The organism is Halomonas sp. ATBC28, from assembly GCF_005937175.1.
In the GTDB taxonomy this organism is placed as follows: domain Bacteria; phylum Pseudomonadota; class Gammaproteobacteria; order Pseudomonadales; family Halomonadaceae; genus Vreelandella; species Vreelandella titanicae.
On record NZ_VCQL01000016.1, the window covers coordinates 36,077 to 56,582 of the forward strand.

Genomic DNA, 20,506 nt, shown 5'->3' on the forward strand with positions numbered 1-20,506 from the left:
ATACCAACCATGCAGGGGCTCTGTTGAGGAGAGGGGCTGCCAGCCATTTGAACAACAAGGCCTGAACACAATGCAAAAGCGCTTGGTATGGAGTGACGATGAAGCTTATCTGTGTCTATAAGATGCATTTTTGATACTTGTCATGGTTTTTGCTATTGGCCTGGCGCACAATGCAAATCCAAGTAATTCAGTGGGGTATTATGCTATGTCGACTATCACCTCCTCCCAACCTGCCTCCAAACTCAAGCAACTGCCGTTGTTACGGCTGGCTTTTCGGCCCTTTTTCCTGTTGGCCGCGCTGTTCAGTATTTTATCTCTACTGGTATGGCTTGGCTTTTGGCATGGCAATATTTTGCTGCGCCCTTATGGCGGCCTGGTGTTCTGGCATCAGCATGAAATGCTGTTTGGCTTTGCAGCGGCGGTGGTTGGGGGGTTTTTGCTTACCGCTGTACAAAACTGGACCGGATTGCCAAGTTTAAACGGCGGGCCGCTACTGGGTCTGGTGGCGTTATGGCTATTAGGTAGGGTGCTGATGGCTTTTCCCATGGATTTGCCAGTATGGCTGCTGCTGGCGGTTGACCTTGCATTTCTTCCAGTGGTCGCCATTACTATGGCGCGTCTGGTCATTACCGCAAAGCGTTGGCGCAACCTGATCTTTATTCCCGCGCTGTTGCTGTTTGCCACGGCTAACCTGGCGATGCACTTAGGGGTGATGCAGGGTGACGCCGAGCTGATCCGCCAAGCCGCCTACTTGGCCGTACTGTTAATCACACTGATGATGACCGTAGTGGGCGGACGTGTGATTGCCATGTTCACTGCCAATCGTTTGGGCCGCACCAAACCTGAACCTATTGCTTTGCTCGAAGGAGTGACGCTGGTGAGTACGGCTGGCGTAGTCGTGCTGCAGCTGGTCATCATGTTGGGGGTTGCCATTCCTGCTTTATTAATGGGGGGAGTGATGCTCTTAGCGGCGTTGGCCAACACTGTTCGCATGGCGCGTTGGGGTGGGTTGCATAGCTGGCGTGAACCTTTACTTTGGGGGCTGCACGGCAGCTACGCCTGCATTCCGCTAGGGCTTGTCATGTGGGTCTTGGCACTCATGGGGCTGATGCGCGTTGAACTTGCCGTGCACGCCCTGACCATTGGTGGCATGGGCACCATGATGCTGGCCATGATGGCCAGAGTTTCGCTAGGTCATACGGGCCGCCCCATACGCACTTTGCCCGGTATTGGTGTGGCGCTGGGCTTAATGCTAATAGCCGCCTTGGTGCGCTCACCCGTCTTGGCGTTATTTCCCCAGATCACCCACTGGACCTATACGCTGAGCATCATCTTCTGGTGCGTTGCCTACGCAATATTCGTCGTGCACTACACTTGGCCGTTGATGCAGGCGCGAGTCGATGATCAGGATGGCTGAACGAATAATAGATGGCGCCTGCATCCGTCCAGATGCAGGCGTATTAAAACCATTGAGGTATTCAAACGCTCATTAGCGATCAGCCAGGGTGACCCGGGCACCGCCAAAGGCAAGACTGCGTGGGTTAGCCACTGGACGGTTGTTGGTGAGGCGGGTAATGCCTACCCCGCAACGGCCCACCATCCAGATCAGGCAGGCTGTAAAATAGAGGTAGCCTAGAGCCCAGGGGGCTACGGCGGGTAGCCCGATCCAGCCCAGTAGATGCCAAATGGCAGTGAACAACACCCCGCCTAATAGCCCTAACCAAAACGTTCTAATCTGAAACTGCAAATGGGAAGCGACCCACTCCTCGGCATCGTTTCTTTTCATGTGGGCAATGAGTACCCCTATGGGGGCGGTGACCACCGCTAATACGCTACCCAGAAAGAGCATATAGACAACGATAGCCGCGCCACGCCCACGGCTTTTCTTAAACGTATTAGAGGAAGTCGACGTTGAAGTGGCCGCGGAGTGAGATGCGGAGGGCATGGATGATGGGGAGATAGCCATAGAAAACCTCATTCGGCAAAGTGGGAATCATTAATAGCGCGTTAAAATGCATTTTTAATGCATTTATTGTAGAGCAACTATGCAGAATTTCCTTAGCTGAAATTAATAGGGTTGTTTTTAGTGATCGTTAGACATTGACGGTGGGGATACGCATTAGTCCTGCCAACTGCGGGTAACGATTGGACAACACATCTGCCAAAGTATAGCGGTCAAGCACCTCCAGAAACGCTGACAAGGCTTCGTTTAGAATGGGCTGGAGCCGACACGAGGGAGTAATGATGCAGTTGTTATCGCTATGAAAGCACTCGACTAGCTCCATGCCATGTTCCATTTCGCGCACGAGTTTACCTAGCACGATAGTAGCGGGGTCTCGCGTGAGCAATAGGCCACCGTTCTTGCCCCGAATAGCGGTAACGTAGTTCTTCTGGCTAAGCTCCTGAACGACTTTCATCAGGTGATTGCGAGAAATATCAAAGGTCTCTGCGATCTCATTGATAGTAGAACGCTCTTCGCCTTTCACGGCGAGGAAGATCAGCACGCGTATTGAATAATCGGTGAATCGAGTGAGATGCATGGAGTGCGCTTTGCTCCGAGAGTAATCCAACTGTAAAAGAAACATGTTGTATGAACGTTCAGTAAGTTGCAATCAGAACATGGGGGTACTAATGCTGACCTGAGTCAAGAAGGAAAGCGTTATTGCCTTAGCTCAAGCTGGTCAAAGTACGGTTTCAAACGGCTTACCAGCGCATTCATCTGAGCTGTAGATGGCGTATTGGCAACTGGCTGAGAATAGGTGGGATCGAAGCATTGCTCGCTGCGGGCCACCTGCAGCGCATAGTGGCGTACCCCACAGTCGGCAAGACTCAGTGCCAGGCGTTCCACATCGGCAAGCTGAAAATCTTTCCAGTGAATGGTGGTACGGCACTCGAAATTGAGTCCGCTGTCGAGCAAAGCCTCCAAGCTGCGGGCATGCAACTGCCAGATGCCGGGACGGCCGCAGATGCGGTCAAACGCTTTTCCGCGTCCTTTTACATCCAGCCCCACCCAGTCGAGGTGCGGTAATAGCTGGGTGAGGCGGTCAGGATAAGGGCCGGCGGTATGTAGTCCCACCTTAAAGCCCAATGCTTTCACTTCCTTTACTGCATCGGACAAACCGGTATTCAGGGTGGGTTCACCACCGCTGAAAACCACCGCTTCCAGCAGGCCTTGTCGGGTGCTCAGGAATTCCCGTATCGCTTGCCACTCTTGGGGTTCACCTCGGCGCGACGGGATCATGTTGGGATTGTGGCAGTAGCCGCAGCGTAGCGGGCAGCCTTGGAGAAAGACAACACACGCCAGATGATCGGGATAATCCAGTGTGGTCATGGGCACAAGGCCGGCAATCGGCAGCCGAACCGAAGATAATTTAGTTGTGATGTCGTCAAGTGTCGTCTGCATAGCCATAGTGATATCCCCCTGCTGGGGCGCCTGTCGCCAAACCCCCCAGCTGTCGTTAGAGAAAAGTGAGGGCTAGCTACCGAGAGGCGGCGGCTTCAGTAAAATGGCGTCGCTCCTGGTGTTCGGCACGTTTGCCGATATTGAACTGACTTACCGGGCGGTGGTAGCCCATGACGCGGGTCCAGACTTCGCAGCGCTGGCGCTGCTCAGTGGGCAAGCTAGCATATTGAGAGGTTTGCATTAGCGTGTTCCTTAAACGAGTTGAGAAAAAGTGAGGCAAATGCCTCAAGCCGTGGCGGCGTCGATTGCGCTCGCCGTTTTTGCCCAAAGTGCTTCGTCGCACTTGGGGCAGAACTCATGTTCACCCGCCAGGTAGCCATGCACCGGGCAGATCGAAAAGGTGGGTGTGACTGTGAGGTAGGGTAAGCGAAAGTGAGAGAGCGCCGTTTTAACCAGCTTACGACAGGCGGAGGCCGAGGTAATCCGTTCGCGCATATAGAGATGCAATACCGTGCCACCGGTATAGCGAGTCTGTAAGGGGTCTTGATGGCTCAGTGCCTCAAAGGGATCATCGGTATGACCCACCGGCAATTGACTGGAATTGGTGTAGTAGGGCGCCTCGGGTGTACCGGCTTGAAGAATGTCAGGAAAGCGAGTCAGATCCTCCCGGGCAAAGCGGTGAGTGGTGCCCTCTGCCGGGGTGGCTTCAAGGTTATACATATGGCCGGTCTGTTCTTGAAATTCGCGCATCCGCTCCCGAACGTGGTCAAGAAGATCCAGTGCCAGCTGTAGCCCTTGGGCGTCGGCGATATCGCAGCGATCCCCAGTAAAGTTGCGCACCATTTCGTTGAGCCCATTCACACCCAGAGTAGAGAAATGATTGCGTAACGTGCCCAGGTAGCGCTGGGTAAAGGGGTAGAGCCCCTGATCCATTAGTTGCTGAATGCGCTCGCGCTTGAGTTTGAGGCTATCGCGCCCGAGTGACAGTAGGCGCTCCAGCTCACTGAACAGCCCGGCTCGGTCGCCGGCAAAGCGGTAACCCAACCGGGCACAGTTGATCGTCACTACTCCCAACGATCCGGTTTGCTCCGCGCTGCCGAACAGGCCGTTGCCGCGTTTGAGCAGTTCACTCAAATCAAGCTGCAGGCGGCAGCACATGGAACGCACCATGTGGGGTTCCAGATCCGAATTTAGAAAGTTTTGAAAGTAGGGCAAGCCGTACTTGGCGGTCAGTGCGAAGAGCCGCTCGGCGTTGTCGCTTTCCCAGTCGAAATCATGGGTGATGTTATAAGTGGGTATGGGGAAGGTGAACACACGTCCGTGGCGGTCACCGGCCTCCATCACTTCCAAATAGGCCCGGTTGATTAAGTCCATTTCAACCTGTAGTTCGCCGTAGCTGAACGGCTGCTCCTCTCCACCGATAACCGGTACCTGTTGGCGCAAGTCGTCGGGGCAGATCCAGTCGAAGGTTAGGTTGGTGAAGGGCGTCTGGCTACCCCAGCGCGAAGGCACATTGAGGTTGTAGATGAATTCCTGAAGTGCCTGCTTGACTTGTGCATAGGTGAGGCTGTCTTTGCGCACGTAGGGTGCCAGATAGGTATCGAAAGAGCTGAAGGCTTGTGCCCCGGCCCACTCGTTCTGCAAGGTGCCAAGAAAATTAACCATTTGCCCGAGGGCACTTGAGAGGTGGCGGGGCGGGTTGCTTTCGGCTCGTCCCGGTACCCCATTAAATCCCTCTAGCAGCAAAGTACGCAGCGACCAGCCGGCGCAATAGCCGCACAGCATATCCAGGTCGTGAATATGCAAATCACCTTCCCGATGAGCTTCTCCTACGGCGTGGGGGTAAATCTCATCGAGCCAGTAGTTGGCTATCAACTTGCCCGAGACGTTGAGGATTAAACCGCCCAATGAATAGCCCTGGTTGGCATTGGCGTGAACACGCCAGTCGGCGCGTTGGAGGTACTCATTGACCGTCGAGGCGACGTCAATATGATGCTTCGCTACCTGAACGCTTGTGGAGCTTTTCACCTAATTCACCTATATATGCTAGATTTAATAAAAATAAATACTATATGTGGTGTTAGAGGGTAAGCGTTCAGGATTTTGCAATAAATGATCCAGGTCAAAAATGGTGAGGAAAAATAGTAAGGCGTGGTGGTGCCTAGGCTATGTTTTAGCTGGTCATCGTGCGGGTGTTATCCATACCCGGTCGGCCGAACCAGTAACCGTCGCAGATTTCAGCATCCACCAGCGTTAAAGGATCGGGCGTAGGTAGCCTGCCGTGGCGGGCCTGGTCGAAAGCCTTGACCACCTCGGCCATGCCTTCCGCCCGTGGGCTGAGACGTGCCACTGATACCCCCATATCCGCCATGACCATAAGTTCATGGCGCAGATCCTGGCAGGCGCTGGAAAGGGTTTGAATACCGTTCAGGGTAAAAACATCCCGGGACTCTTGTGAACGTAGCACCAAGCCTTCGGGGTACTTTTGGCAGACGAACTTGCAGCGGTCTTTGGGTGTTTGGTGACGCCGGGCGGTAAAACAGCGTGACGACCAGGACAAGGGGAGATGCCCGTAGGCGAATACTTCGCATGGGTGGGGAACGCCTGCCCGGTGGCAATCGTTAATAAGTTTGGCTAAGTCTTGCTGTGACATTTCCACCGGCGCTTGCCAACGCCGCATGCCGGCACGGGCCATAACGCCCAGTGTCGCCGGGTTGTAGAGGTTGAGCGCAGCACCGGCGATGAACGGCAGTCCGGCACTGGAGAGTCGTTGCAGGGCGCTTTGGTCATTGGCCTCGACGATAAAATCACCGTTGTCACACAGCTTGCGCAAGTCACGCAGGTCGGCTTCGGACTCGATCAAGGTCTGGCTGGCGAGTACTACCTGCTTGCCCGCCTGGGTGAGCTCGCGCCCAATGCCTAGCCAGTCGTCCAGTTTCATATCGCGACGCCGCGAGCAGACGGTTTCGCCCAGGGTAATAATCTCTACCGGCCAGTCGGCCGCCTCGCGGTAGAAGTCGGCGTAGCGTTGCCGAGTCCAGTAAAAAAGCACTGGCCCGAGGGAGAGTTGCAGAGGGGCAGTGGACGGGCTCAGTTGTGGGGGGAGTGTGGTGCTCGACATCTTTAGCTCCTATTTCCAGCGGCGTTCGTAGGCGCCTAGGGTAGTGATGGCACCTTCGGAAAGCTCGGCAAGGCCTGCCATCCAGGCGGGTTCTGGATCAAAGCGCTCAGGCTGAGCCTCTAGGCGGTTGAGCGCCTGACGCCAGATCCCGGCCACTTTAGAGACATAGGCGGGGCTGCGCTGACGACCTTCAATTTTGACGGCGCTAATACCCAGGTCGCGTAGCTCCGGCAATAGCTCCAGGGTATTGAGGCTGGTGGGTTCCTCAATGGCGTGATAGGTCTCGCCCGTAACCTCGAAGCGACCCTTGCATAGGGTGGGGTAGCCCGCGCTCTCGCCTTCGGCGTAGCGGTCGATAAGAACATTGTTAAGGCGCGACTCTAAGCCCTCAGGCGTTTCTTCCCAGCGGACATGGGCCGCTGGTGAGCAGACGCCCCGGGTATTGGGCGATTCGCCGGTCAGGTAGGAGGAGAGATAGCAGCGTCCTTCGGCCATGATGCACAGGCTGCCGAAAGCGAACACCTCCAGTTCTACCGGTGTTTGCTTGGCCAGGTCGCGTACCTGAGTGATTGACAGCACCCTTGGCAGTACGGCGCGCTTGATGCCGAAATGCTGGTGGTAAAAGCGAAGCGCTTCATGGCTGGTTGCCGAACCCTGCACTGAAAGGTGCCGCGAGATCTCGGGGTGATGGCGAGTAGCGTAGTCGAGCAGTCCCATATCGGCGAGAATCAGCGCATCCACGCCCAGTTCGGCGGCCTGGTCTACGGCCCGAGTCCAGTGTTGCCAGCCATCGGGCTGGGGATAGGTATTAATGGCGCAAAAAACGCGTTTGCCATGTCGGTGGGCGTAATCGATCCCCTCGCGGGCACGTTTGTCGGTAAAGTTTAGCCCGGCGAATTGCCGTGCGTTGGTGATGTTCTGGAAACCGAAATAGACAGCGTCGGCACCTTCATCTACGGCGCGCTTGAGGGCGGGCAGGTTGCCAGCGGGACATACAAGCTCCATAGCGAGACTCCTTGCGGGAAAAGTCCGAGCATTTTAGTCACCTATTTTTTGTCGGCTTTTGACACAGGTCATATTGGGGTGGCTTTCAAAAGAGGATAACGCTGCAGAGTAGGCAAGCTGGATGCAGGCAGTTTTTAAAACGTATATTGTATGAATATTAACCAATGCTTGCTGCACCCACTTCCAGATTTATTTCTCAGAGACCTTTTTCAGAGAACTCTTCTAGAGCCCCTTTTCAGAGACCTATTCCTCAGAGACCTATTCCTCAGAGACCTATTCCAATCATGCAAGATGAACTGCTCTTCAATCGCCCCCTGGTAGAGAAATATGACCGCCCAGGCCCGCGGTACACTTCTTATCCCACTGCGCCCCAGTTTCATGCCGCGTTTGCCGAGGATGATTACCGTAGCGCCGCCGAGCGCAGTAATCGGGTCGCAGTACCCAAGCCGCTTTCGGTCTATGTGCATATCCCGTTCTGCAAAAGCCTGTGCTACTACTGCGCCTGCAACAAAATCATTACTCATAATACCGAGCGAGCCGCCGAATACCTCCAGTGGTTAAAACAGGAGATACGTGCTCAGGGAGCGCTGTTCGATACCACCCGCCAAATGACCCAACTGCACCTGGGCGGCGGCACCCCAACCTATTTAAGCAACGCCCAGCTAAGCGAACTGATGGCGGCGCTGGACGAAGCCTTTCACTTCGCCGCACCTGAAGAGCGTGAATTCTCGCTGGAGGTAGACCCTCGCACCGTGACACCCGAACAGGTGTACGAGCTCTACGCGCTGGGCTTCAATCGGTTGAGCTTCGGTGTGCAGGATTTCGATCACGACGTGCAGCAAGCGGTCAATCGCGTCCAGAGCGAAGAGCAGGTGGTATCCCTGGTCAAGGCTGCCCGCGAGGCGGGGTTTGAATCGGTCAGCGTTGACCTGATCTACGGTTTACCGCTGCAGACAGTGGCGAGTTTCGATACGACGCTAACCAAGATTATTGACCTGCAACCGGATCGCATTGCCGCTTATAGCTACGCCCATCTGCCCGAACTGTTTAAAGCTCAGCGGCTAATTCGCCCCGAAGACATGCCGCCACCCGAGCGCAAGCTGGAGCTGCTGGAGCTTACGATTAACCGCCTGACGGCCGCAGGGTATGTCTACATCGGCATGGATCACTTCGCCCTTCCGAATGACGAGCTGAGCTTGGCCCGTGAAAATGGCACTCTGCAGCGCAATTTTCAGGGCTACTCTACCCACGCCGACTGCGACATGATTGGGCTGGGCATTACCTCGATTGGCAAGGTGGGCGATACCTATAGCCAAAACGTCAAGGAAACTGCCCAGTATCAGCATCGCTTGGATGAAGGGCGTTTACCGGTCTTCCGTGGCTATCGCCTTAGCGATGACGACCGCCTGCGCCGCGATGTCATTAATACTCTGATGTGTCACGGCCGCCTTGAATTTGCCGCTATCGAGGCCCGGCACAATATCGATTTTCGCAGCTACTTCGCGAGTGCCTTGGCGAGCCTCGAAGAGATGGCGGACGACGGGTTAATTGCTTTGCGCGACCATGACATCGAGGTGCTGCCTTCAGGGAGGTTGATGATCCGCAACCTGGCCATGGCGTTCGACGCCTACCTGAAACCAACGGAAAACCGTTATTCGCGCACGGTGTAATTTCAACAGTGCCAACTGTCTATTCCTTTACGTTGGCCGCTCTATCACCTTGGGGGTAGACAGGGTGTATATGGAGGTAATCACGCAGTAATTCGCTTGTCGATCACGCAGAATCCACTCCATGGAACCCGCACTGTCGGGTATGCAAATTTCCGAGGAGCCTGGAGATCGACCATGAGTCACTTCATAGATCGGCTGAATTTCTTCCGCAAGTCCCGCGAGCCTTTTGCCAACGAACACGGTGAGCTACGCAGCGAATCCCGCCAGTGGGAAGATAGTTATCGTGCCCGCTGGCAGCACGACAAAGTAGTACGCAGTACCCACGGGGTGAACTGCACCGGCTCCTGTAGCTGGAAGATCTACGTTAAGAACGGTTTAGTTACCTGGGAAACCCAGCAGACTGACTACCCCCGTACCCGTCCCGACCTGCCTAACCATGAGCCGCGTGGCTGCCCGCGCGGCGCCAGCTACTCCTGGTATCTGTACAGCGCCAACCGCCTCAAGTACCCGTTGATTCGCAAGCCGTTGCTGGCGCTATGGCGCGAAGCGCTCAAGGCTAACCCAGATCCGGTCGACGCCTGGGCGTCTATTGTCGAAGACCCCGCCAAGACCAAACAGTACAAACGTGCTCGCGGCATGGGCGGCTTCGTTCGCGGTAACTGGGACGAGCTCAACGAGCTGGTCGCTGCTTCTAACGTTTACACCGCCAAGCAGTACGGCCCCGACCGTATTCTCGGCTTCTCGCCGATTCCTGCCATGTCCATGGTCAGTTACGCCGCAGGTAGTCGCTACCTCTCGCTGATTGGTGGCGTCTGCATGAGCTTCTACGACTGGTACTGCGATTTGCCGCCGGCGTCACCGATGACCTGGGGCGAGCAGACCGACGTTCCCGAGTCCGCTGACTGGTACAACTCCGGCTACATTATCGCTTGGGGCTCCAACGTGCCCCAGACGCGTACCCCGGATGCCCACTTCTTTACCGAAGTACGTTACAAGGGCACCAAGACGGTTTCGATCACCCCAGATTATGCCGAGGTTTCCAAACTCACCGACGAATGGCTGTCCGCCAAACAGGGCACCGATGCCGCCCTGGCGATGGCCATGGGCCATGTCATCCTCAAAGAGTTCCACCTCGATAACCCGAGTGCTTACTTCACTGACTATGTGCGGCGCTATACCGACATGCCGTTCCTGGTGGAACTGGAAGTGCGTGAAGATGGCAGCTTCGCACCGGGCCGCCAACTGCGTGCCAGTGATTTTGATGCTGCCCTGGGCCAGGAAAACAATCCCGAGTGGAAAACCGTTGCCTGGGACGAAACCCGTGACCAACTGGTGGTACCACGCGGTTCCATCGGTTTCCGCTGGGGCGAAACCGGCGACGAAGTGGGCAAGTGGAACCTGGAATCGCTGGACGCCGCAGGCACCGAGATCAAGCCGTTACTGAGTTTGGCCAATCACCACGATAGCGTCGCTCGCGTGGCGTTTCCTTATTTCGGTGGCATTGAGCACGAACACTTTGAACACGTCAAAGGGGCCGGTGTCGGCGCTGCTGACGACCTGCTGTTCCACAATTTGCCCGCCAAGCGGTTAAAGAGAGCCGATGGCAGCGAAATGCTGGCGGTCACCGTTTTTGATCTGATGTGTGCCAACTACGGTATCGACCGTGGCTTTGTCGGCGACGGCGAAGATGATGGCGCGACCTCGTTTGATCAGATTCGCCCCTATACCCCCGCGTGGCAGGAGAAAATCACCGGCGTCCCTGCAGAGCAGTGCACCCGGATTGCCCGTGAATTTGCCGATAACGCCAATAAAACCAACGGCCGTAGCATGATCATCGTTGGTGCCGGTATGAACCACTGGTACCACATGGACATGAACTACCGCGGCCTGATTAATATGTTGGTCATGTGTGGTTGTATCGGTCAGAGCGGTGGCGGCTGGGCCCACTACGTTGGTCAGGAAAAACTGCGTCCGCAGACTGGCTGGACGCCTTTGGCCTTTGGCCTCGACTGGCAGCGCCCGCCGCGCCACATGAACTCTACTTCCTTCTTCTATAGTCACTCCTCCCAGTGGCGCTACGAGAAGCTCGAGATTAAAGAAATTCTTTCGCCGTTGGCCAAGGCCGAGGATTACCCCGGTAGCCTGATTGACTTTAACGTGCGCGCTGAGCGCATGGGCTGGCTGCCGTCAGCACCACAACTGGACACTAACCCGCTACGCCTAGCGAAAAAAGCCGAGGCTGCAGGCATGTCGACAGCCGACTATGCCGTTGCGCAGCTCAAGAGCGGTGAACTGCGCTTTGCAGCGGAAGACCCGGATGCGCCAGAGAACTTCCCGCGTAATATGTTCATCTGGCGCTCCAACCTGCTGGGTAGCTCCGGTAAGGGCCATGAGTACATGCTCAAGTACCTGCTGGGTACTCGCCACGGTATTCAGGGTAAAGACCTGGGTGACTTCGGCGGCCAGAAGCCCGAAGAAGTGGTATGGCGAGCCGAGGCGCCGGAAGGCAAGCTCGACCTACTGGTGACGCTGGATTTCCGCATGTCCACCACCTGCCTCTACTCGGATATCGTGCTGCCTACGGCGACCTGGTATGAGAAGGACGACCTTAACACTTCTGACATGCACCCCTTTATTCACCCCTTGACTGCCGCCACCGACCCGGCTTGGGAATCGCGTAGCGACTGGGATATTTACAAGGGCATTGCCAAGGCTTTCTCCAAGGTGTGTGTAGGCCACCTGGGCGAAGAGACCGACCTGGTCACGCTGCCGATGCAGCACGACTCGCCAGGAGAGTTGGCCCAACCGGCGGTGATGGATTGGAAGAAGGGCGAATGCGCGCCGATTCCCGGTAAGACCATGCCATCGCTGATTGAGGTTAAGCGCAACTATCCCGAAACCTATGAGCGCTTCACTTCTGTTGGGCCGCTGATGGAAAGCATCGGTAACGGCGGCAAGGGCATCGCCTGGAATACCGATGCTGAAGTCGAGCTGCTGGGCAAACTCAACCATCGCAAACTGGATGGCCCGCATAAAGGGCGTCCGTTGATCGACAGCGCTATCGATGCTGCCGAGATGATTCTGACCCTGGCACCGGAAACCAACGGCGCCGTGGCAGTTAAAGCGTGGGATGCACTCTCCAAAATTACCGGGCGTGATCATACTCACCTTGCGAGGCCTAAGTTTGATGAGAAAATTCGCTTTCGCGATGTCGTCGCCCAGCCGCGCAAGATTATCTCCAGCCCGACCTGGTCCGGCCTCGAGGATGAGCATGTCTCCTATAACGCCGGTTACACCAACGTTCACGAGCTGATTCCCTGGCGCACCGTGAGTGGCCGTCAGCAGTTCTATCAGGATCACGCCTGGATGCGCGCTTTCGGCGAAAGCCTGCTGGTCTATCGTCCGCCCATCGATACCAAGGCGGCCAAAGGCTTCCAGCTTCCCGCCGACAACGGCTTTAAGAGCAAGGCGCTGAACTTTCTCACGCCGCACCAGAAGTGGGGCATCCACTCTACTTACTCGGACAACCTGCTGATGTTGACGCTTAACCGAGGCGGCCCGGTGGTGTGGCTCTCCGAGGCGGACGCGGCTGAGATCGATATCGAGGACAACGACTGGATCGAGGTCTACAACGCCAACGGCTCGATTGCCGCGCGGGCAGTGGTCAGCCAGCGGGTCAAAGCGGGCATGGTGATGATGTACCACGCCCAGGAGCGCAACGTGAACGTCCCTGGCTCTGAGGTCACCGGCACGCGGGGCGGTATTCACAACTCGGTCACCCGTGTCTGCCCCAAGCCAACCCATATGATCGGCGGCTACGCGCAGCTCTCTTACAGTTTTAATTATTACGGCACCGTCGGCTCAAATCGCGATGAGTTCGTGTTAGTGCGCAAGATGAAACACGTTGACTGGCTGGATGGTGAAGGCAATGACAGTGTTCAGAAGAACAGTGCTCAGGAGGCCGTGAAATGAAAATTCGTTCCCAGGTAGGCATGGTTCTCAATCTTGATAAGTGTATTGGTTGCCACACCTGTTCGGTGACCTGCAAAAATGTCTGGACCAGTCGCGAAGGTATGGAGTACGCCTGGTTCAACAATGTCGAGACCAAGCCCGGTATCGGCTATCCCAAAGAGTGGGAGAACCAGGCCAAGTGGAAGGGCGGCTGGATGCGCCGTAACGACGGTCGGATTGAACCGCGTATTGGTGGCAAATGGCGGGTGCTGGCGAACATTTTCGCCAACCCCGACTTGCCCGAGATGGATGACTACTATGAGCCGTTCACTTTCGACTACCAACACCTGCATACCGCCAAGATCGGCGAGCACCAGCCGGTGGCGCGTCCGCGCTCGCTGATTTCCGGTCAGCGTATGAAAAAGATCGAATGGGGCCCGAACTGGGAAGAGATTCTTGGCACCGAGTTCGCCAAGCGGCGCAAAGACGCCAACTTCGACAAGGTGCAGGCAGATATTTACGGCCAGTTCGAAAACACCTTCATGATGTATCTGCCGCGTCTGTGCGAGCACTGCTTGAACCCAACCTGTGTAGCGGCTTGCCCAAGTGGTGCGATCTACAAGCGGGAAGAGGACGGCATCGTTCTAATCGACCAGGACAAGTGCCGTGGCTGGCGTATGTGTATCTCCGGCTGCCCCTACAAGAAGATCTACTACAACTGGAAAAGCGGTAAGTCCGAGAAGTGTATTTTCTGCTACCCGCGTATCGAGGCCGGTCAGCCGACCATCTGCTCCGAGACCTGTGTGGGCCGCATTCGCTATCTCGGCGTGCTGCTGTATGACGCTGATCGGATCGAGGAAGTGGCAAGCTCCCCTGACGAGCGTGATCTCTACCACCGCCAGTGCGAGATTTTCCTAGATCCCAACGATCCGGAAGTGATTGCCCAGGCCAAGCGGGATGGCATCCAGGATAACGTCATCAAAGCCGCCCAGGCCTCACCGGTTTACAAGATGGCTATCGACTGGGGATTGGCGCTGCCGCTGCACCCGGAATACCGCACGCTGCCGATGGTGTGGTACGTGCCGCCGCTGTCGCCGATTCAGTCCGCCGCTGAGGCGGGGCATGTAGAGTTCGATGGCATCCTGCCCAAGATCGAATCACTGCGTATCCCGGTGAAGTACCTGGCTAACCTGTTGACAGCCGGTGAAGAGGAGCCCGTGGTATTGGCACTCAAGCGCTTGATGGCGATGCGTGTCTACATGCGCGGCAAGCACGTGGATAGCGCCCCTAATGCCGAGGTGCTCGACGCCGTAGGTCTGAGCGTAGCCCAGGTGGAAGAAATGTACCGCTACCTGGCCATTGCCAACTACGAGGATCGTTTCGTGATCCCCACCAGCCATCGTGAGATGGCAACCGAAGCCTTCCCCGAGCGGGGTGGATGTGGCTTTACCTTTGGTGATGGTTGCCACGGTGAGAGCCAGCCCAACCTATTTAACGGCCGTAAGCAGACCAGCGTTTTGGTAAAACCGGTAGAGGTCTTCGACCCACAGCCACAACTTGAGGAGTCTCGTCATGACTGAAGCCGCTACCCAATCGCCGACCCCGGTAGAGCCGTCGTTCGAACCGCTACAGGGTATGCGTAGCCTACGCGTACTGGCCCGCCTGCTCGATTACCCGACCCAGGAACTGCAGGATGCCAGCGGTGAGCTCATCGAAATTCTCAATGCCGAACGCCGCCTGGGGGCGGCTCTCAAATCGTCGCTAATGGAGTGGTGTCAGCGTCTCCAAGAGGGCGACCTGCTTGAGCTGCAGGCCGAGTACGTCGCCATGTTCGATAAGGGGCGGGCTACGTCGCTGCTGCTATTCGAGCACGTTCACGGTGAATCCCGCGATCGTGGTCAGGCCATGGTCGATCTTATGGCCGAATATAGCGCGGCCGGTTTCGAACTGGATGCCCGGGAGCTGCCGGACCATATACCGGTATTTCTTGAATACCTTTCGATGTGCGACGACGCCGAGATCGGCCGTTGGTTGGGCGAAATACGTCATATCCTGGCGCTGCTCACCGCGCGGCTGGAGGAGCGCGGAGCGGATCACGCCCTGGTGCCGCTATCACTCTTGGCGTTAATTGGGGCCGAGGGCGATGTCGAAGAGCATCGGCCCCAGGTCAAAAAAGAAGCGCCTGATAACACCCCCGAAGCCTTGGACGCCGTATGGGAAGAAGAAGCGGTGCGTTTCTCGGCAACCTCTGACGAAGACTGCGCGCTGCAGTCTGCCGAAGGCCGCCGCTTGGCCGAGCGCAAACACACCGTTCAGAGCCAGCCGGTACGCATTATGCCTGCTCCGTCTTTAAATGCCTCTTCCGCTCCTTCCGCCGATCGTTAATAGGAGAATCACCATGTATGACGCGATTGCGCATTACTTAACCCATCTGATCTACGGTTACTACCCCTATCTCGCGGGCACGGTGTTTCTGCTTGGCAGCCTGCTCCGTTTTGATCATGGTCAGTACACCTGGAAGACCGGTTCTAGCCAGATGCTCTCTTCAAAGAATATGCGCCTGGGCAGCAACCTGTTTCATATCGGTATTATCGTGATTTTCTTCGGCCATCTGGTGGGCATGCTCACACCGCACTGGGTCTATGAACCGTTCCTGCACGCCGGTACTAAACAGCTAGTGGCTATCGTGGTGGGCGGTATTGCCGGTGCCATGTGCGTGGTGGGCGGCGCCATGTTGCTCTATCGTCGCCTGGCCAACCCACGCGTAAAGGCGTCGTCGAGCATGATGGATACCTTGATCCTGGGCTTGATCGTCTTACAGGCGTGCCTGGGTATGGTGACCATCATCTTCTCGTTGGGCCATATGGACGGCGAGATGATGCTGACACTCTCCAGCTGGGCGCAGTCGATTGTCTTCTTCAGCGGCGGTGCGGCGGACTACATGCAGGAAGTGTCATGGATCTACAAACTGCATATCTTTATCGGCTTAACCATCATCCTGCTGTTCCCGTTTTCGCGGCTGGTGCATGTGTGGAGCGCGCCGTTCGGCTATGTAACCCGGCGCTATCAGCTTGTCCGCCGTCGTGGCTAAAAACTGGCTTGTGCTCGGCCAGGCCTAGAGGAGAAATAACATGCAGATGATTGATATCGAACAGCTACCTGGGGGCGTCGCTGCGCCTCCGGTACGTGTCGGTGACACCCCTATCGATGAAGCAACGATTGCGTTGGAGATGCAGTACCACCCCGCCGAAACGTCGGGGGAGGCCCAGCTTCAGGCGGCCCGCGCCCTGGTGGTCAGGGAACTGCTGCGCCAGCGAGCCAACGTCCTGGGCCTACTGTCGAGGCAGGAAACTAACGAAGCACAGGAAGATGCGGCGATTGCTGCCTTGCTCGAACAGGAGCTTGAGGTGCCGGAACCGGGGGAAACAGATTGCCAGCGCTTTTTTGACACCCACCGCGAGCGCTTCAGCGAACCAGTGCAGTTACGCGTTCGGCATATCCTGCTCGCGGCCGCACCCGATGACTCCCAGGGTCGCGACGACGCTTACCAGCTTGGTGAAAAGCTACTCGAACAGCTTAAGCAGATACCCGAACGGTTTGCCGAATTTGCTCAACACCACTCCGCGTGCCCTTCAAAAGAGCTGGATGGTGATTTGGGCTGGCTGGTGTCAGGGCAGACTGTTCCGGAGTTGGATCGCGCTTTGCAGCACTTACCCGAAGGTCTACACGAGCGCCCCTTGGCGTCTCGCTATGGCTGGCATGTGGTGAGTATTGACGAGCGGCGAGACGGTAGGGCGTTACCTTTCGATCAAGTGATTGACCGGGTGCGCCATAGCCTACGGGAACAGGCAACTCGACGTGCGCTGCGTCACTATTTGCTGGCGTTAGAGAGCGAAATAGGCGTCGAAGGGATTGTTCTGGATGACGATGCTGGCGGCAGCTTGATGCAATAGCTTGAAGCAATAGCAAAGCTAATAGGAGAGGCTTGATGTCCCATGTTCCTGTAGATGCTCTTTTCACTCCGCTCGGCATCGCGGTGCTAACGGTTTCCGATACCCGTGGTTTCGACGAGGATGGTAGCGGTGACCTGCTGGTTGAACATCTGAGCGAAAGCGGCCATATCCTGGTCGAGAGGCGCATCGTTTCTGATGATATCTACCAGGTTCGTGCCGTGGTCTCGGAGTGGATTGCCCGAACGGATGTCCACGCGATTCTGGTTAATGGCGGCACTGGCTTTACCTCCCGGGATACCACTCCCGAGGCGTTGATACCGCTGTTCGACAAAGCGATTGAGGGGTATGGCGAGCTGTTCCGCCACTACTCCCTGAAAACAATCGGCACAGCGACGATCCAGTCTCGCGCCGTAGCGGGGGTGGCCAACCGAACGATGATATTTGCGATGCCCGGTTCGCCCAAAGCGTGTGCCTTGGCGTGGGACAGGATTATTGCTTTGCAGCTGGACTCCCGCACTCGGCCCTGCAACTTCGCCGCCATGGTGCTGCCTTCAGCGACCCCGTGTAGTGGACGTCACACAGCGACTTCTTCCAATGAGGTGGAGCGCTTATGAACTGTCACTGCGCAGAAATAGTCACGCCCGGCTTGTTAGATCTGTTTGATGCGCGCCAACGGCTTATCGACGCAGCCACGCCCATTAATGCAGTAGAAACCATCACCCTAGAACAATCGACAGGGCGAGTGCTGGCAGAAACGCTGGTCGCTCCTCTCGATATGCCGGGCGTGGACAATAGCGCTATGGATGGTTACGCGCTGTGTCTGGCTGATTACCAAGCGGCACCTCGCGGCGCAGGCTTACCCATTCTCCAACGCGTACCAGCTGGCGCAGGCGTCATGCTGCTACCGGAAGGAGGCTGCGCGCGTATTTTTACCGGCGCGCCGGTGCCCATGGGGGCAAATATTGTGGTGCCTCAAGAGCGGGTGACTCTTGATCCGCGCGGGCATATACACCTCGAGGGTAGCTTGGTGCTAGGCGCTAACATTCGTCGCCAAGGCGAGGAGACTCGCATAGGCACCCCGCTGCTCGCTGCGGGTAAGCTTCTTGATGCCGCGTCGATTGCGCTGCTGGCAAGCCATGGAATCAATGCCGTGACTGTCAAACGGCGTCTGAGGGTGGCGCTGCTTTCCACCGGCGATGAGCTGATTGCCCCAGGTACAGTGCGATCACCGGGACAGGTATACGACAGCAACCGCGCCATGCTTAACGCACTGCTAGCGCAAGCTCAGTGCGACGTGCTGGATTTGGGCATCATCGCTGATTCACCGCAGTCATTGCATCAGGCCTTTGAGCACGCACAAACCGTTGCGGATGTGGTGATGTGCACCGGAGGCGTTTCGGTAGGCGAGGAGGATCATGTACGCCCAGTGATCGAGCAGCGCGGTGGCTTACATTTTCATGGTGTCGCCATGAAGCCAGGGAAGCCCTTTGCGTTCGGTTATCTGGGCGCGGAGCCTGCCTCTTCCACACCGTTAATGGCGCTGCCGGGTAATCCTGTGGCCTCCCTGGTGGGCTGGCAGCTGCTGGCGCTGCCGTTTATCCATGCCATGCAAGGTAGAGCCGTAGCGGCTCTACAGCGTTATCCGGTAAAAGCGGGCTTTTCTCAGCGTGGCCCCCAGGGGCGCTGCGAGCTACTACGGGTGGTGATGAATTGGTCACAGGGGGCTCCCGTGGCGCAGCTAGCGGGCGGGCAGGGCTCACATATGCTCAGCGCGGCTAGCCAGGCCCATGGTTATTTAATGATTAACCCCGCCACGGAGGTAACTGAAGGGGCCACCTATCACTATTACCCCATCAATCAGTTCGCCGCTTGAACAGCTTTTCCTATCGTGGCCACTGACCTCGTTTTTTTTCATAGGAGAGGGTATGTCTTCACAACACAAACCCCGCACACTGATTTATGCCTGCTCCGGCTGCTCTGATGTGGCGCAACTTGCCAATAGCGTTGCCCTGCGTCTTGACCATGCAGGAGAGGCAGAAATGTCCTGCATTGCTGGTGTGGGCGGTGGTGTGCCCGGTCTGGTGCGCATTGCCCGCTCCGGGCGCCCTATTGTAGCCATTGACGGGTGCCAGATGCACTGCGCCAGCCACTGTCTCGCCAAAGCGGATGTGATACCCACAGAGCACGTAAAGCTATATGAAAACGGCCTGCGCAAGCGGCGGGGCCAGTTTTATGATGAGCAAACAATCATCGACGTCACCGCAGAAGTAAAAGAACTTATTGCACGGCTGCCCGTTAATGCCAATACCCAAGAGGAACCCATGGAATGAGTGCGCTAGTCGATGGGTATGGCCGTACGGTGCGTTACCTGCGTATATCGGTAACTGATCGTTGTGATTTTCGCTGTGTGTACTGCATGGCTGAGGAAATGACCTTTCTGCCACGCGCCCAACTGCTTACCCTTGAGGAGATAGCCGCGCTTTCACAGGCATTTGTCGAGCTGGGCGTGGAGAAAATCCGTCTAACTGGCGGTGAGCCGCTGGTACGCCAGGGCGTACTCACGCTAGTGCAAAAACTCGGTGCATTGGAAGGCCTGCGCGAGCTGGCGATGACCACCAACGGCTCAGGGTTGGTCAAGCATGCCAATGCTTTGCGGCAAGGCGGGCTACATCGGCTCAATATTAGCCTCGACTCGCTCAAGCCCGAACGCTTTAAAGCATTAACCCGGACGGGGGATCTTGATCAGGTGATCGCGGGTATCCGTGCAGCGCGCCGCGCTGGCTTTCAGTCGATTAAGCTCAACGCCGTACTGCTCAAGGGGCGCAATGACGACGAAATTATCGACTTGGTAAACTTTGCCCGGGATGAACAAGTCGATATAAGCTTTATTGAGGAGATGCCGCTGGGCGCTATCAGCGAGCATAACCGTGGTGAAACCTTTCTTTCCACCGATGCGGTACGCGAGACCATAGAAAACCACTATCAACTCTTACCCACCACCGAAACCACCCTAGGGCCATCCCGTTATTACCGCATGGTAGACAGCCAGTCGCGGATTGGCTTTATTTCTCCCCATAGCCACAATTTCTGCGCTGCCTGTAATCGTGTTCGGGTGACGGCTGAAGGGCGACTACTCCTTTGCTTGGGCAATGAGCACTCGGTAGATTTACGCGCCGTAATGCGACGTTATCCGGGTGATACCCAGCGGCTTAAATCGAGCATTGTGGCGGCAATGAAGAAAAAACCTGAGCGTCATCACTTCACGACGGATGGTGAAGTTCAAATAGTGAGGTTTATGAATGCAACAGGCGGGTAATACGATTCGGTCAGCGTTCAAAGCTAACAGGGGCTAGTGGTGAATAGCGCTTTCCGTTAAGCTCCTCGACAATTTTTTATTTTTGGT

At 56.4% G+C, this 20,506-nt stretch carries 18 protein-coding genes; 11 read left to right on the forward strand and 7 right to left on the reverse strand.

The annotated features are described in order from the left end of the window. Positions 1 to 205 precede the first annotated feature (205 nt). Positions 206 to 1,417, forward strand: a complete 1,212-nt coding sequence (locus E0L35_RS17765) for an NnrS family protein (protein WP_138801016.1) — start codon at positions 206 to 208, stop codon at positions 1,415 to 1,417. A 72-nt stretch (positions 1,418 to 1,489) separates the two neighbouring features. Here the strand turns inward: E0L35_RS17765 and E0L35_RS17770 are convergent, their stop codons facing one another. The 7 genes from E0L35_RS17770 to E0L35_RS17800 all read right to left on the reverse strand — a co-directional run bounded on the left by E0L35_RS17770 (position 1,490) and on the right by E0L35_RS17800 (position 7,529). Next, positions 1,490 to 1,966, reverse strand: coding sequence for a hypothetical protein (locus tag E0L35_RS17770; RefSeq protein WP_022523539.1), 477 nt, complete (start codon positions 1,964 to 1,966; stop codon positions 1,490 to 1,492). A gap of 127 nt (positions 1,967 to 2,093) precedes the next feature. Further along, a complete protein-coding gene (locus tag E0L35_RS17775) occupies positions 2,094 to 2,540 on the reverse strand; it encodes an Rrf2 family transcriptional regulator (protein WP_022523538.1) in 447 nt (148 codons plus the stop codon). A gap of 119 nt (positions 2,541 to 2,659) precedes the next feature. Beyond that, positions 2,660 to 3,409 (reverse strand): anaerobic ribonucleoside-triphosphate reductase activating protein, encoded by a 750-nt coding sequence (locus E0L35_RS17780; RefSeq protein ID WP_138801017.1) that lies wholly within the window; start codon positions 3,407 to 3,409, stop codon positions 2,660 to 2,662. Positions 3,410 to 3,479: 70 nt separating this feature from the next. Next, the gene (gene nrdD, locus E0L35_RS26885; RefSeq protein ID WP_027959384.1) at positions 3,480 to 3,644 is read right to left on the reverse strand and encodes an anaerobic ribonucleoside-triphosphate reductase; all 165 of its coding nucleotides are present in this window, start codon (positions 3,642 to 3,644) and stop codon (positions 3,480 to 3,482) included. Between the two features lie 44 nt (positions 3,645 to 3,688). Then, positions 3,689 to 5,431, reverse strand: coding sequence for a ribonucleoside triphosphate reductase (locus tag E0L35_RS17790; protein ID WP_138801018.1), 1,743 nt, complete (start codon positions 5,429 to 5,431; stop codon positions 3,689 to 3,691). A gap of 145 nt (positions 5,432 to 5,576) precedes the next feature. Then, the gene (locus tag E0L35_RS17795) at positions 5,577 to 6,524 is read right to left on the reverse strand and encodes a U32 family peptidase (RefSeq protein ID WP_138801019.1); all 948 of its coding nucleotides are present in this window, start codon (positions 6,522 to 6,524) and stop codon (positions 5,577 to 5,579) included. A gap of 9 nt (positions 6,525 to 6,533) precedes the next feature. Beyond that, the gene (locus tag E0L35_RS17800) at positions 6,534 to 7,529 is read right to left on the reverse strand and encodes a peptidase U32 family protein (protein WP_138801020.1); all 996 of its coding nucleotides are present in this window, start codon (positions 7,527 to 7,529) and stop codon (positions 6,534 to 6,536) included. A gap of 284 nt (positions 7,530 to 7,813) precedes the next feature. Between E0L35_RS17800 and hemN the strand changes: the two genes are divergently transcribed. From hemN to moaA, 10 genes are all read left to right on the forward strand, one after another. After that, the gene (hemN, locus tag E0L35_RS17805; RefSeq protein WP_138801021.1) at positions 7,814 to 9,199 is read left to right on the forward strand and encodes an oxygen-independent coproporphyrinogen III oxidase; all 1,386 of its coding nucleotides are present in this window, start codon (positions 7,814 to 7,816) and stop codon (positions 9,197 to 9,199) included. Between the two features lie 174 nt (positions 9,200 to 9,373). After that, a complete protein-coding gene (locus E0L35_RS17810) occupies positions 9,374 to 13,171 on the forward strand; it encodes a nitrate reductase subunit alpha (protein ID WP_138801022.1) in 3,798 nt (1,265 codons plus the stop codon). Next, positions 13,168 to 14,730 carry a nitrate reductase subunit beta gene (gene narH / locus E0L35_RS17815; protein WP_138801023.1) on the forward strand — a complete coding sequence of 521 codons (1,563 nt, stop codon included), beginning with the start codon at positions 13,168 to 13,170 and terminating at the stop codon, positions 14,728 to 14,730. The genes E0L35_RS17810 and narH overlap by 4 nt, the downstream gene beginning before the upstream one ends. Beyond that, the gene (narJ, locus tag E0L35_RS17820; protein WP_022523530.1) at positions 14,723 to 15,535 is read left to right on the forward strand and encodes a nitrate reductase molybdenum cofactor assembly chaperone; all 813 of its coding nucleotides are present in this window, start codon (positions 14,723 to 14,725) and stop codon (positions 15,533 to 15,535) included. The genes narH and narJ overlap by 8 nt, the downstream gene beginning before the upstream one ends. Before the next feature lie 13 nt (positions 15,536 to 15,548). Further along, complete coding sequence (narI, locus tag E0L35_RS17825; RefSeq protein ID WP_039858452.1) at positions 15,549 to 16,241, forward strand: respiratory nitrate reductase subunit gamma; 693 nt, start codon at positions 15,549 to 15,551, stop codon at positions 16,239 to 16,241. A gap of 40 nt (positions 16,242 to 16,281) precedes the next feature. Next, complete coding sequence (locus E0L35_RS17830; RefSeq protein ID WP_027959391.1) at positions 16,282 to 17,103, forward strand: peptidylprolyl isomerase; 822 nt, start codon at positions 16,282 to 16,284, stop codon at positions 17,101 to 17,103. Positions 17,104 to 17,138: 35 nt separating this feature from the next. Further along, positions 17,139 to 17,717 (forward strand): molybdenum cofactor biosynthesis protein B, encoded by a 579-nt coding sequence (gene moaB, locus E0L35_RS17835; protein ID WP_138801024.1) that lies wholly within the window; start codon positions 17,139 to 17,141, stop codon positions 17,715 to 17,717. Then, a complete protein-coding gene (gene glp, locus E0L35_RS17840; RefSeq protein WP_138801025.1) occupies positions 17,714 to 18,976 on the forward strand; it encodes a gephyrin-like molybdotransferase Glp in 1,263 nt (420 codons plus the stop codon). Before moaB ends, glp begins: the two co-directional genes overlap by 4 nt. A gap of 52 nt (positions 18,977 to 19,028) precedes the next feature. Continuing rightward, complete coding sequence (locus E0L35_RS17845) at positions 19,029 to 19,433, forward strand: putative zinc-binding protein (protein ID WP_009286657.1); 405 nt, start codon at positions 19,029 to 19,031, stop codon at positions 19,431 to 19,433. Further along, positions 19,430 to 20,419 (forward strand): GTP 3',8-cyclase MoaA, encoded by a 990-nt coding sequence (gene moaA, locus E0L35_RS17850; protein ID WP_009286658.1) that lies wholly within the window; start codon positions 19,430 to 19,432, stop codon positions 20,417 to 20,419. The genes E0L35_RS17845 and moaA overlap by 4 nt, the downstream gene beginning before the upstream one ends. The last annotated feature ends 87 nt before the right edge of the window (positions 20,420 to 20,506 follow it).